General features: G+C 66.9%; 8 protein-coding genes. 2 read left to right on the top strand and 6 right to left on the bottom strand.

The annotated features are described in order from the left end of the window. Positions 1-158 precede the first annotated feature (158 nt). Together ACQY39_RS13475 and ACQY39_RS13470 are read left to right on the top strand one after the other, a co-directional pair. A complete protein-coding gene (locus ACQY39_RS13475) occupies positions 159-1,838 on the top strand; it encodes an alpha-amylase family glycosyl hydrolase (RefSeq protein WP_428507006.1) in 1,680 nt (559 codons plus the stop codon). Continuing rightward, complete coding sequence (locus ACQY39_RS13470; protein ID WP_428507004.1) at positions 1,835-3,694, top strand: glycoside hydrolase family 13 protein; 1,860 nt, start codon at positions 1,835-1,837, stop codon at positions 3,692-3,694. Before ACQY39_RS13475 ends, ACQY39_RS13470 begins: the two co-directional genes overlap by 4 nt. A gap of 28 nt (positions 3,695-3,722) precedes the next feature. On the opposite strand, the gene ACQY39_RS13465 is transcribed toward ACQY39_RS13470, so the two are convergent. From ACQY39_RS13465 to glgB, 6 genes are all read right to left on the bottom strand, one after another. After that, the gene (locus ACQY39_RS13465) at positions 3,723-4,922 is read right to left on the bottom strand and encodes a cation:proton antiporter (protein ID WP_428507002.1); all 1,200 of its coding nucleotides are present in this window, start codon (positions 4,920-4,922) and stop codon (positions 3,723-3,725) included. Between the two features lie 215 nt (positions 4,923-5,137). Further along, on the bottom strand, positions 5,138-5,818 hold the full coding sequence (locus ACQY39_RS13460) for a PEP-CTERM sorting domain-containing protein (RefSeq protein WP_428507000.1): 681 nt from the start codon (positions 5,816-5,818) through the stop codon (positions 5,138-5,140). A 182-nt stretch (positions 5,819-6,000) separates the two neighbouring features. Then, complete coding sequence (gene malQ, locus ACQY39_RS13455) at positions 6,001-7,524, bottom strand: 4-alpha-glucanotransferase (protein ID WP_428506998.1); 1,524 nt, start codon at positions 7,522-7,524, stop codon at positions 6,001-6,003. A 37-nt stretch (positions 7,525-7,561) separates the two neighbouring features. After that, positions 7,562-9,688 (bottom strand): glycogen debranching protein GlgX, encoded by a 2,127-nt coding sequence (glgX, locus tag ACQY39_RS13450; protein ID WP_428506996.1) that lies wholly within the window; start codon positions 9,686-9,688, stop codon positions 7,562-7,564. An 11-nt stretch (positions 9,689-9,699) separates the two neighbouring features. Continuing rightward, positions 9,700-10,653: an alpha/beta hydrolase gene (locus ACQY39_RS13445; protein ID WP_428506994.1), complete on the bottom strand. Its 954-nt coding sequence runs from the start codon at positions 10,651-10,653 to the stop codon at positions 9,700-9,702. Next, the gene (gene glgB / locus ACQY39_RS13440) at positions 10,650-12,551 is read right to left on the bottom strand and encodes a 1,4-alpha-glucan branching protein GlgB (protein WP_428506992.1); all 1,902 of its coding nucleotides are present in this window, start codon (positions 12,549-12,551) and stop codon (positions 10,650-10,652) included. Before glgB ends, ACQY39_RS13445 begins: the two co-directional genes overlap by 4 nt. Positions 12,552-12,565: the final 14 nt, after the last annotated feature.

The raw sequence follows: 12,565 nt of genomic DNA, 5'->3' as shown, positions 1-12,565 counted from the left end.
GATCCGTTCGGTGCAAGGTGTGAAGTCGCTGCGCCCACATGATCCGCAGCCCCGATCTCAAAATAGTAGCAAAACTACATCAATAGCAACAGCACGGATTCCATGATCCTCACAAAGCATCTAAGCTTTTCACTATTGAAATTATGCCGAGGCACGCCATGAAACGTAATTCAATTACAGAATCAGAAGGCCACCTTCCAGGGCTGAGACGCCTGCTCCCCGGCCTGGCACTCGGCGCCGCCCTGATCAGCGGCGCCAGCCTCGCCGCCCCGCCGGTGGATCTGTCGCCCGTGCCCGCCCGCCCCAAGGCCAGCACCCTGCCCCCGGGCTGGGAGCATGGCGCCTTCATGGAAATCTTCGTGCGCGGCTACCAGGACAGCGACGGCGATGGCATCGGCGACCTGCGCGGCCTGATTCAGCGCCTGGACTATCTCAAGGACTTGGGCGTCAGCGGCATCTGGCTGATGCCCATCACCGCCAGCGCCGACCACGACCACGGCTACGCCACCACCGACTTCCGCCACATCGAGCCCCAGTACGGCAGCCTGCGCGATTTTGATGAACTCATCCGCCAAGCCCACCGGCGCGGCATCGGCGTCATCATCGACTATGTGATCAACCACGCCTCGCACGAACACCCGCTGTTCCAGCAGGCGCTGAAAGACCGCCGCAGCCCCTACCGCGATTGGTTTGTCTGGCAAGACCAAGCCCCCGAAGGCTGGGACATCTGGGGCAAGAACCCCTGGACCACCGTCAAACCCAGCGCCGACGGCAGCAGCAACAGCAACAACAACCTTGGCGCCTACTTCGGCACCTTCGGCCCGCACATGCCAGATTTCAATCTGCGCCACCCCGCCGTGCTCGACTACCACCGCAGCAGCCTGCGCTTCTGGCTGAACCGTGGCCTGGACGGCTTCCGACTCGACGCCGTACCGCACCTGATCGAGAACAACGCCGTCGACTGGAACGACCAGCCCGAGAGCCGCCGCCTGACCCGAGAACTGCAAACCCTGATCAAGCAGTACCCGCGCCGCCATGTGGTTTGCGAAGCCACGGCCAACCCGCAGCAGTACGCCAGCCCCGAGGTCTGCGGCAGCGCCTTTGCCTTCGGCCTGGAGGCGCAGATGATCAAGGCCGCGCGCGGCGAGACCGCTGCCGTGGGCGAGATCGCCCGCATCCTGAGCCAGGCCCCGAGCACCATGGCCAATGTGCTGGCCAACCACGACATCTTTGCCGGCGCGCGCGTCTGGGATCAGCTGGCCGGCGACGAAGCGCGCTACAAGCTGGCGGCCGCCAGCTACCTGCTCGCGCCGGGCACGCCCTTCATCTATTACGGCGAAGAGATCGGCATGGCCGGCGTCTCGCAGCTGCCCGGCGACGAGCCCCTGCGGGCCCCCATGAGCTGGACGGCTGACATCAGCGGCTTCACTTCCAGCGCCACGCCCTACCGCCCGCTCTCGCCCAACGCCGCCAGCCACAACGCCGCCGCACAAGCGCGCGATCCCGGCTCGCTGCTGAACTTCTACAAAGCCATGATCGCCCTGCGCCGCCAGCTGCCCTCAATCGCCCGCGGAGACCTCCGCAAGGCCCAGGCCGAGGCTCAGGTCTTGAGCTTTCAGCGGCGGCTCGGCGATGAGCTGAGCCTGGTGCTGATCAACTATGGCGAGCAGGCCACCACGCAGGCGGTGAGCGGCCTGCCCGCGGGCGCCCTGTTGCAGCAGGCCTACCCAGCCCAAGCAAGCCTTGGCAGCGACGCGCAAGGCCAGGCCCTGCTGCGGGCGCCCGCCCGGTCCGTGCAGGTCTGGCGTTTGGATCTATCCAAGAAAGGCCGGCCATGAAACGCTTGCAGCTCGCCGCCCTCTTCCTCGCCGCCGCCCTGCTGCCCGCCAGCCGCAGCCATGCGCAGTCTGTTGAGCAGATCGAGCCACCCAGCTGGTGGGCCGGCATGAAGGAGCCGCGCCTGCAGCTGATGCTGCAGGGCTCGCAGATCGGCAGCCTGCGCCCGCGGCTCCACACGCCCCATGCCGGCGTGCGCCTGCTGCCGCCCGAGCGTGTGGCCAGCCCGGACTACCTGTTTCTGAACCTGCACATCGCCCCCACCGCCCAGCCGGGCACGCTGCAGATCGAGCTGCTGAAGCCCAACGGCCGCGTCGCCCAGCGCCTGAGCTATGCCCTGCAGGCGCGCGCGCCCGGCTCGGCCCTGCGCCAGGGCTTTGGCCCGCAGGATGCGATCTACCTGCTGGTGCCCGATCGTTTCGCCAAGGCGGGCGAGAGCGTCTCGAACGCCGAGATGCTGGAGGCCGAAGACCGCAGCCAGCCCGGCGGCCGCCACGGCGGCAACCTCGCCGGCCTGCGCCAGCACCTGGACTACATCGCTGGCCTGGGCTTCACCCAGATCTGGCCCACACCCCTGGTCGAGAACAACAGCGCCAGCTACAGCTACCACGGCTATGCGGCGACCGATTTCTACCGCATCGACCCGCGCTTCGGCCGCAATGAGGACTACCGCGATCTGGCGGCTGCGGCGCGGCAACGCGGCCTGGGCGTGATCCAGGACATCGTGCTCAACCACATCGGCGCCGGCCACCGCTGGATGCGCCAGTTGCCCGAGCCCGACTGGCTCAACCAGTGGCCGGGCTACACCGAGACCCACCATGCGCGCCTGAGCCTGCACGACCCGCATGCCGCCGCCAGCGACCGTGAGCGCTTTGTCAGCGGCTGGTTTACACCCGGCATGCCCGATCTGAACCAACGCAACCCGCGCGTGGCCCGCTACCTGACGCAGATGAGCATCTGGTGGGTGGAGTACGCTGGGCTCTCGGGCCTGCGCACCGACACCTACTCCTACTCCGACCGCGGCTTTCTCGCCGACTGGTCACGGCGCCTGATGCAGGAGTACCCGCGCCTGAACCTGGTGGGCGAGGAATGGAGCCCGCACCCGGCCGTGGTGGCCTACTGGCAGCGCGGCAAGCGCAACCACGACAGCTACGCCTCCCACATGCCCAGCATGATGGACTTCCCTTTGCACGGCGCCCTGCTCGCCGGCCTCAAGGAAGACGACGGCCACGACAGCGGCCTGACCAAGCTCTACGAAGCCCTGGCCCACGATTTCCTCTACCCCGACCCGCAGCGCCTGGTGCTGTTCGAGGGCAACCACGACACACCCCGCTTGTTCAGCGTGCTAGGGCAAGACCTGGCCCTGTGGAAGATGGCCCTGCTCTACCTGGCCACCGCGCCGCGCATCCCTCAGTTCTTCTACGGCGATGAGCTCTTGCTCACCAGCCCCGCGCAGCGCGACGACGGCCGGGTGCGCGCCGACTTCCCCGGCGGCTGGGCCGGTGATGCGGCCAATGGTTTCACCGGCCAGGGCCTGAGTGCCGAGCAGCAAGAAGCCCAGGCCCTGGTGCGCCGGCTCTTCAACTGGCGCAAGAGCGCCCCGGCCCTGCACGGCGGACGCAGCCTGCATTACGCCCCCATGGACCAGGTCTATGCCCTGTTCCGCCAGGGCGGAGGGCAGACGGTGATGCTGATGCTGAACAAGGCCAAAGAGCCGCGCCGGGTCGACATGACGCGCTTCCGCGAAGCCCTGGGCAGCCACAGCGAGGGCCGCGATGTGCTCGGCGGCCAGACGCTGCGCTGGAGCGAAAGCCTGGAGCTGCCGGCCCGTTCGGCCTTGCTGCTGGAATTGCGCTGATGGTCTGAGGCGCTGAGGCACAAAGGCCTCAGCTGCTGCGCCCCAGCAGCGCCGCCATGCGCGCCAGCTTGGGCTTGACCACCGGCGTGGTCAGCATGGTGCTGCCCACCGCCATCAGCAGCAAGGCGGTGAAGCTCTCCTGCGTGATGATCTGTTTGTCCAGCAGGATGTTGGCGAAGATGATCATGATCAGCGCCTTGGTCTGCAGCAGCCAGCCGATCAGCGAGGCCTCACCCGGCTGCCAGCGCAGGATGCGCCCGGCCATGTGCACGCCGATCAGCTTGCCCGCGACCGAGGCGAGCAAAAGCCCAGCAGCCGCCAGGAACACCATGCTGCCGCCCACGCCCCAGTTGGTGCGCAGGCCCGTGCTCAGGAAGAACACCGGCATGATGACCAGCAGCACATGGTGACGCAGGCTGTCGAGCTGCTGCTGATCGAACCAATCGGCGTCCATGATGGCGCCGGCCAGGAAGGCGCCGACCATGTAATGCAGGCCCGACCAGTCGGCCCCGAAGCCGCACAAGGCCAGCCAGATCAGGCTGACGAACCAGCGGTCGCTGGCGCTCAGGCGCGCCATCAGGCGGCGGAACAAGGCGCCCACGACGATGAAGGCCAGCACAAAGGCGAGTTGCTTGCCGACGCGCTGCCAGTCCATCAGGATCAGGGCCAGCACGCCCCAGATTGCCACATCGTCCACGCTGGCGTAGCGCAGGATGCGCTGGCCCAGGGGCTGGCGCAGGATGTCCATTTTCTCCATCAGCAGGATCAGGATGGGCAGAGCCGTCACGGCACAGGCCATGCCCACGCCCAGCACGAACTGCCAGTCCAGGGCCTTGGGGCCGATCCAGCCCGAGCCCGCCAGCATGACCAGGGCCGCGCCGCAGCCGAAAAGCAAGGGCATGCCCAGCGCCAGGCCGGCCGTGATGCCGCTCTCGCGCCGGTGCTGCCAGGCGGCTTTGAGATCGAGCTCGATGCCGGCGATCCAGACGAACAGCATCACCGCCCACCAGGCAATGCCGTTGAGCGACTGGATCACCGCCGGGTTGAAGACGAATTGGTAGTACTCAGGAAATGCCGCACCGAGCACGCCGGGGCCCAGCAAGATGCCGGCAATGATCTGCACCACCACCAGGGGCGCGAAATGGTCGGTCCTGAACAGCCGCCATACGAGGTAGGGCACGCTCAGGATGATGAGCATGGCGATCAGGAAAATTTCGGTCGTGTTCATGGCTGCAAAAAAAGTGGTGCGGCAGCATCCGCAACTGGACACCACTCGCACCGGAGAACGATGTCGCCATCGTATGTTTGCGGCATGGCTTCGTATCTCGGTGCCAGCCCTGGCACAAGCCTGAAACAGGGCCCGAAGCAGCCGTCAATCGCCCACAAAAAAGGGAGCCTTGCGGCCCCCTTCTCTGCTCCTACCTGTTATCGCGTCTGATGGGTTCAGCTGTTCTGGCGACGACGGCTGAACAGCAGGGCCATCACGCCCAAGCCGGCCAGCAACATGGCATAGGTTTCCGGCTCAGGTACCGGCATCGCCACCAGGCTGACTCGCAGCTCGTTCTGCGGCTGGCCGATGATGGACGAGAACAAACCGCCCGAAGCCTGCAGGGACAGGCTGCCACCGCTGAAGCTGAAGCTGTTGAACGCACCCACCGGCGCCGAATAGGAACCCGAGTAGTAGCCGGTCGACAGGCCACCGGTCGAGCTCAACACCACTTTGTCCAGGGCGCCGCCGAAGGGGAAAGCCGGCGAGCCGTCCACCACCACCGAACCGGTCACCGAAGCTGCGGTGCTGCCACCGAGCTCGTTGTAGACCAGATTGCCCAGGAAACCATTGACCCCGCCGCTCAACGCCCAACCGCTGTTCGCGGTGATGGTGAAGGAAGGCAGGTCGAAACTGGCAGTTACCAAAGAACCCAGGCTGACCACCTGGACATCGGTGGGTACGGTCCAGCCAAAGCCCACCACATTGCCGGAGGAACTGAAGCTCAGCGACGGCGAACCGAAGACCGTGCTGGCGTCGTAATTGACCTTGAAAGCGCCGTAGTCGACCTCTGCAGCCTGGGCGGACAGGGCCGCCAGCAGACCGAAGACGGCGACAGCCGTGGTTTTGAATTTCATGCAGTACCTCGCATAGATAGATGGGTTGACAGCAAACAGCCGGGCACCAGAAGCACCCGAGCGTGTTGCAGCGCAGCATGACAGCCCAAGGCCGGGCTGCCCACCCCTAGCAGGCATGAAATTAGTCACGAAATGTTAAGCGCGCAATCAGAAAGAACCCTTGACACCGACCTGCAACAGGTTCACGCCGGCAAACCCAGCTTGTCCACCGCAGTACGGCCGCTGGCCGCAGTGATCAAGCCCAAAACCCGGGCGGGCTCGCTGCCCACCATGTCCCAGCTGAAGCGCCAGGCCCAGTTGCCACCCAGCACGCCGGGCACATTCATGCGGTGCTCGCTGCCCAGGCCCAGCACGTCCTGCATGGGGAAGACGGCGATATTGGCGACCGAGTTGCAGCAGGCGCGGATCATGGCCCAGTGCACATCCTGAGCATTGCAAGGCAGGTAGGCGCCCGCATAAGCGCGCTCGCGCGCCGAGGCGCTGCGCCACCAACCGTGCACCGTGTCGTTGTCGTGGGTGCCGGTGTAGGCCACCGTCTCGCACGGCCACATATGCGGCAGGAACTCGTGGCTGCCATCGCCGCCGAAACCGAATTGCAGGATCTTCATGCCCGGGAAGCCGCAACCCTCGCGCAGGGCATGGACGTCCTCGGTGATGAAGCCCAGATCCTCGGCCACGATGGGCAGCGGGCCCAGGGCCGCAGCGATGGCATCGAACAAAGCCTGGCCGGGGCCGGTTTTCCACTCGCCGCGGCGGGCGTCGGGGCTGTCGCCGGGGATTTCGTAGTAGCCGGCAAAGCCACGGAAATGGTCGATGCGGAAGACATCGGCCTGGCTCAGCGCGCGGCGCACGCGCGCCGTCCACCAGGCGTAGTTTTCAGCGGCCATGCGGTCCCAGCGGTAGAGCGGGTTGCCCCAACGCTGGCCCTCGGCCGACATGGCGTCGGGCGGCACGCCGGCGACCACCGCGGTCTGGAAGTGTTCGTCCAGTTCGTACAGGTCCGGGCGCGACCAGCAATCGGCGCTGTCGTGCGCCACGAAGATGGGCAGGTCGCCCATCAGATGCACGCCCTTGCTGTTGGCGTAGGCCTTGAGCGCACTGACCTGGCTGTCGAAACACCACTGCACGAACTGCCAGAAGCGGAACTCCTCGGCATGGCTCTCGCGCGCCTGCGCCAGCGCGGCCGGTTCGCGGCGCGCCAGGGCCGGCGCCCAGGTCCACCAGGCCTGGCCGTTCAGCGGCGAGCGGATGGCCATGAAGAGCGCGTAGTCGTCCAGCCAGTCGGCCTGGGCCGGGGCTGCGCACCAGGCGGCAAAAGCGGCGCGGTCCTCGGCGCTGGCGCGGGCAAAGAAGCCCTGGGCCGCCAGGCGCAGCTGCTGCTCGCGCCAGGGCAGGACACGACCGTAATCAACCTTGTGAGCATCGAAACCGCCCGCCGGCAGCTCCGGTGCGGCCAGCCAGCCCTTGGCCACCAGGGGCTCGAAGGCCACCATCCAGGGGCAGCCGGCAAAGGCCGACACGCCTTGGTAGGGTGAATCGCCAGGGCCGATGGGCGTGGTCGGCAGCAGCTGCCACAGCCGCTGGCCGGCGCTGGCCAGCCAGTCGACGTAGGCATACGCATCGGGTCCGAAATCGCCCATGCCATGCGGGCCGGGCAAGGAGGTGATGTGCAGCAGCACACCGGCGCTGCGTTGGGTGAGGTCCATGGGGTGGGTTCTCGTAGGGAAACAAAAAAGAAGAGAGTCAGGAAAGAGGGGCTTCCGGCGCCTGGCTCAGCAAGAGCAGGCTGCAGGCCGGCGCCGCCAGCGTACTGAGATGTTCGCCATGCTCGGCCAGCTCGCCGCTGCTGTCCAGCAGCAGGCACCAGCGACCGGGCGGCAAGGCAAAGGCTTGCAGCGCATCAGCCGGGTTGAAGAGCAGCAGCAACGACAAAGGCGCTTGAGCTTCGCCTTGCAGCAGGCCGGCAAAGGCCGGTTCGCCGCCATGGTGCCAGTCTTGCACTTGCATGGCATGGCCATGCGGGCTCAGCCAGCGCAGGCTGGCCGCACAGGACGCGCCAGCCTCACCGAACCAATGCGGCTGGCGCAGCAGCGGGTGCGCACGGCGCAAAGCGGTGAGGCGGCCCACAAAGGCCGCCAGGCTGCGGTCGGCGTGCGGCCAGTCCAGCCAGCCCAGGGCGTTGTCCTGGCAGTAGGCGTTGTTGTTGCCGCCCTGGCTGTTGGCGATCTCGTCGCCGGCATTGAGCATAGGCGTGCCCTGGGCCAGCAGCAAGCTGGCCAGCATGGCGCGGCGGGCGCGCTCACGGCGGCGGCGCACAAGCGGGTCCTCGCTCGGTCCTTCGACGCCGAAGTTGGCGCAGAGCTCGCCGTCGCGGCCATCGCGGTTGTTCTCGCCATTGGCCTCGTTGTGCTTGCGCGAGTAGCTGACCAGATCGTTGAGCGTGTAGCCGTCGTGGCAGGCCACAAAGTTGACGGAGGCCAAGGGGCTACGCTGGCCATGGTGAAAGACATCGCTGGAGGCGGTGAAGCGGCGCGCGAACTCGCCCCGGCCCGTGCCACCGGCTCCGCCGGCGCCCAGCCAGTAGCCGCGCACGGCATCGCGGAACTTGTCGTTCCACTCCAGAAAGCGGCCAGGAAAACGGCCCAGCTGGTAGCCGTCATAACCCGCATCCCAGGGCTCGGCGATCAGGTGCACACCAGCCAGCACCGGGTCCTGGCGCAAAGCCATGAAGAAGGCCGCATTGCCATCGAAACCATGGCGGGTGCGGCCCAGCACTGGGGCCAGGTCGAAGCGGAAGCCATCCACCCCCATCTCCTGCACCCAGAAGCGCAGGGAATCGAGCACCAGCTGCGCCACGCGCGGGTGCGCGGTGTTGAGGGTGTTGCCGCAGGCGCTGTGGTTCTCGCAGCGGCTCAGGTCTTCGGCCACCAGGCGGTAGTAGCTCTTGTGATCGAGGCCACGGAAGGAAATCGTCGGGCCGAACTCATTGCCCTCGGGCGTGTGGTTGTAGACCACGTCCAGCACCACCTCCAGCCCCGCTTCGTGCAAAGCCTGCACCATGGCGCGGAACTCGGCCACCACGGCGCTGGCGTCTTCACGGTGGGCCGGCTGGGCCAGGCGGGGGTCGGGCGCGAAAAAGCCCAGGGAGTTGTAGCCCCAATAGTTGCGCAGGCCGGTGCTGGCCAGATGCGGCTCGTCCAGCGCGTAATGCACCGGCAGCAGGGACAGGGTCGTCACGCCCAAGGCCTTGAAATGCGCAATCGCCGCCGGATGCGCCAGGGCGGCATAGCTGCCACGCAGCTCGGCCGGGATCTCGGCCATTTGCTGCGAGAAGCCTTTGACATGGACCTCGTAGAGCACCACATCCTGCAGCGCGTGGCGCGGCGCCGAGCGGCGCGGGCTGGGCCCGGCCAGCGGCGCGGGCACGCGCGCTTTCAGCGCCTGGGCGGCGTTGTCGCGGCGGTCAAACGACCTCGCGCCATCCGGATGGCCCAGCTCATAACCATGGTGCTCGGCATGCCAGCCAAAGTGACCGACGATCTCGCGGGCATAGGGGTCGAGCAGCAGCTTGTGGGCATTGAAACGATGGCCGGCCTCGGGCTGATACGGGCCGTGGGCACGCAGACCGTAGACCAGGCCGGCACCCAGGCCGGGCAGAAAGCCCTGGAAGATGCCGTCCTGCGGGCCTTGCAGGCGGTAGCGGCGCAGCTCGCGCTGGCCGGCGGCATCGAAAACGCAAAGCTCGATGGCCTGCGCATGCTCGGAGAACACGGCGAAGTTGATGCCGCCATCGCGAACCTCGGCGCCCAAGGGCTCGTGGCGGCCGGGCTCCAACACCTCGGGCAAACGGAATGCAGTGCTCGTCGTCATCATCATCAAGCTCAGGCGCTGGCGCCCAGTAAGAAACTCAGGGGCTGGGCGAAGCGGGCAGACCAAGCCAACTCATTGTGGCCTTGGCCTTCAAACACCCGCGACTGCAGCTGCGGGGCGCGTTGGCCCAGCTCGGCCATCAGCGCATCGACCTGGGCCTGTGCCTCGTCGTACTGTGCATCCAGATCCGCCGTGCCGCGATCCATGTAGAGGCGCAGCTGACCCGGTGGCGGCAGCTTGCGGCGCAGATAGGCCAGCGCGGCCGCGGGGATCTCTCGGTTGCGCTCGAAGCTGCCGATCCAGTGCGTGCTCAGCGCGGCCGCGGCGCCAAAGACCTGGGGGTATTCGCACAGACCATAGACGCTGATCATGCCACCCATGCTGGCGCCCATCAGAAAGGTGGACTCGCGGCCGGGCGCGGTGGCATAACGCGCATCCACGGCGGGCTTGAGTTCCTCGACGATGAAACGCAAGTAGGCATCCGACATCACCGGATGCTTGATGCGCTCGGCGCGGTAGCGCTGGGCCGTGGGCGAATCTTTCAAAGCCTGGTCGTAGGCCTGCGGAAAGAACTCGGCGTGGCGAAACTCGGGCCGGTTCCAGATGCCGACGACGATGAAGTCGCGCAGCTGGCCAGCGGCGATCAGGGGCGCGGCCACCTGGTCGACCTTCCAGGCCTGGCCGTTCCAGGTGCTGCGCGGGTCGAACAGCATCTGGCCGTCGTGCATATACAGCACAGCATGCGGGCGGCGGCCGTCGTAGCCGGGCGGCAGCCAGACCTCCACCGGGCGCGGCGGCACGGCGCGCGAGGGGAACGGCGCCCAACGTTCCAGCCGACCCAGCTGAACCTGGGCCGCAGGGCTTGCTTGAATCGGCTCGGCCGACGCGGCAGAGCCGAGCACCGCGCCGCTCAAGACCGCCCCCGTCTTCATCATGGCCTCGCGTCGATTCAAACCCAGCGTCATGACTTCTCCTGCCCCAGGAACAGCACCGACAGCGGCGGCAAGGTCAGCAGCAGGCTGCCATCGGCCTCGGCCTGCAAGCCGGCATCGAGATTGCCCAGATTGCTGCCGCCGTAGTGGGCAGAATCGGTGTTGAGCAGTTCGCGCCACGGGCCACCTGCTGCAAGGGCCGGCGGCAGCGCTAGGCGATAGCCGGGCCGCGGCACCGGCGTGAAGTTGCAGACCACCAGCACCGTTCGGCGCTCGCCCTCTTCACTTTCTTCATGCCGCGCCCAGGCCAGCACCGACTGCTCGCGGTCCTCGGCCTGCAGCCACTCGAAACCACGGGCTTCGCAGTCCAGTTGGTGCAGGGCCGGCTCGCGGCGGTAGAGCAGGTTCAGGTCGCGCACCAGGCGCTGCATGCCGGCATGGTGGCCCTGCGCATCGTCCAGGAGATGCCAGGGCAACTCGGCGTCATGGTTCCACTCGCTCGCTTGAGCGAACTCCTGGCCCATGAAGAGCAGCTTCTTGCCCGGATGGCCCCACATAAAGCCGTAGAAGGCGCGCAGATTGGCGAACTTCTGCCAGGCGTCGCCAGGCATCTTGCCCAGCATGGAGCCCTTGCCATGCACCACCTCGTCGTGCGAGATCGGCAGCACAAAGTTCTCGCTGAAGGCATAGACCAGGCCGAAGGTCAGCTTGTCGTGGTGCCAGCGGCGGTGGATGGGATCTTCCTGCATATAGCGCAGGCAATCGTTCATCCAGCCCATATTCCATTTGTAGTGGAAGCCCAGGCCTCCGGCATAGGTCGGTGCGCTGACCCCGGGAAAGCTGGTCGACTCCTCGGCCACGGTGATGGCGCCGAGCGCCTCCTGGCCAAGCAGCTCATTGATGCGCTTGAACAGGCTGATGGCCTCCAAGTTCTCGCGCCCGCCGTCCACATTGGGCAGCCACTCGCCCGCCGGGCGGGAGTAGTCACGGTAAAGCATGGAGGCCACCGCATCGACACGCAGGCCGTCCACGCCCCAGCGCTCCATCCAGTAGAGCGCATTGCCGGCCAGGAACTGGCGCACCTCGTAGCGGCCGAAGTTGTAGATGGCGGTGTTCCAGTCGCGGTGGAAACCTTCGCGCGGGTCGGCGTATTCAAACAGCGCCGTGCCGTCGAACTTCGCCAGGCCATGCGGGTCCATGGGGAAATGCGCAGGCACCCAGTCCAGCAGCAGACCCAGGCCCTGCGCATGGCAGGCCTCAACAAAACGGGCAAAACCCTCGGGCGGGCCGAAGCGCGCGCTGGGCGCGAACAGACCCAGGGTCTGGTAGCCCCAGCTGCCATCGAAGGGATGCTCGCTGATGGGCATCAGCTCGATGTGGGTGAAACCCAGGCTGGCGGCATAGGCCGGCAGCTGCTCAGCCAGCTCGTCCCAGCTCGGGAAGGCTCCAGTGCCACGGCGCCAGGAAGCGGCATGGACCTCGTAGATGGCCACCGGCGCCTGCCGCGCATTGGCCATCGCGCGCTCCGGGCTCAGGCGCGGCCGGGTCTTGAGCACCGGCAAAGCCGGCGCCACGATGCTGGCCGTGGCCGGGCGCAGCTCTGCGGCGCGCGCGAAGGGGTCGGCCTTCAGCGGCAGCAGTTGCCCCGCGCGGTCATGAATCTCGAATTTGTAGAGATCGCCCACGCGCGCGACCGTGGCGAAGCCCTGCCACACGCCCGAGGCCTCGTCCTTGACGAGGGGATCGGCCTCGCCGTCCCAGCTGTTGAAGCTGCCGACCACGCTGACCCGGCTGGCATTGGGCGCCCAGACGGCAAAGCGCACGCCGTGCTTGCGACCCAGGCGCCCGACATGGGCACCCAACAACTCCTGCGGCCGCGGGTGTTCACCGCGGGCCAGCAGGGTCAGGTCTTGCGCGGAGATCAATGCCATGGCTGAGCGGTGAC

The sequence above is a fragment of the Roseateles sp. genome (assembly GCF_965262435.1).
Taxonomy (GTDB): Bacteria; Pseudomonadota; Gammaproteobacteria; order Burkholderiales; family Burkholderiaceae_C; genus Paucibacter_A.
The sequence above is the reverse complement of the archived record's forward strand: the minus strand, read 5'-3'. Positions and strand labels throughout refer to the sequence as shown.

What these genes read in the sequence shown, in the direction of transcription:
- ACQY39_RS13475 (WP_428507006.1), top strand. Translation starts at nt 159, where the DNA reads ATGAAACGTAATTCAATTACAGAATCAGAAGGCCACCTTCCAGGGCTG.
- ACQY39_RS13470 (WP_428507004.1), top strand. Translation starts at nt 1,835, where the DNA reads ATGAAACGCTTGCAGCTCGCCGCCCTCTTCCTCGCCGCCGCCCTGCTG.
- ACQY39_RS13465 (WP_428507002.1), bottom strand. Translation starts at nt 4,922, where the DNA reads ATGAACACGACCGAAATTTTCCTGATCGCCATGCTCATCATCCTGAGC.
- ACQY39_RS13460 (WP_428507000.1), bottom strand. Translation starts at nt 5,818, where the DNA reads ATGAAATTCAAAACCACGGCTGTCGCCGTCTTCGGTCTGCTGGCGGCC.
- malQ (WP_428506998.1), bottom strand. Translation starts at nt 7,524, where the DNA reads ATGGACCTCACCCAACGCAGCGCCGGTGTGCTGCTGCACATCACCTCC.
- glgX (WP_428506996.1), bottom strand. Translation starts at nt 9,688, where the DNA reads ATGACGACGAGCACTGCATTCCGTTTGCCCGAGGTGTTGGAGCCCGGC.
- ACQY39_RS13445 (WP_428506994.1), bottom strand. Translation starts at nt 10,653, where the DNA reads ATGACGCTGGGTTTGAATCGACGCGAGGCCATGATGAAGACGGGGGCG.
- glgB (WP_428506992.1), bottom strand. Translation starts at nt 12,551, where the DNA reads ATGGCATTGATCTCCGCGCAAGACCTGACCCTGCTGGCCCGCGGTGAA.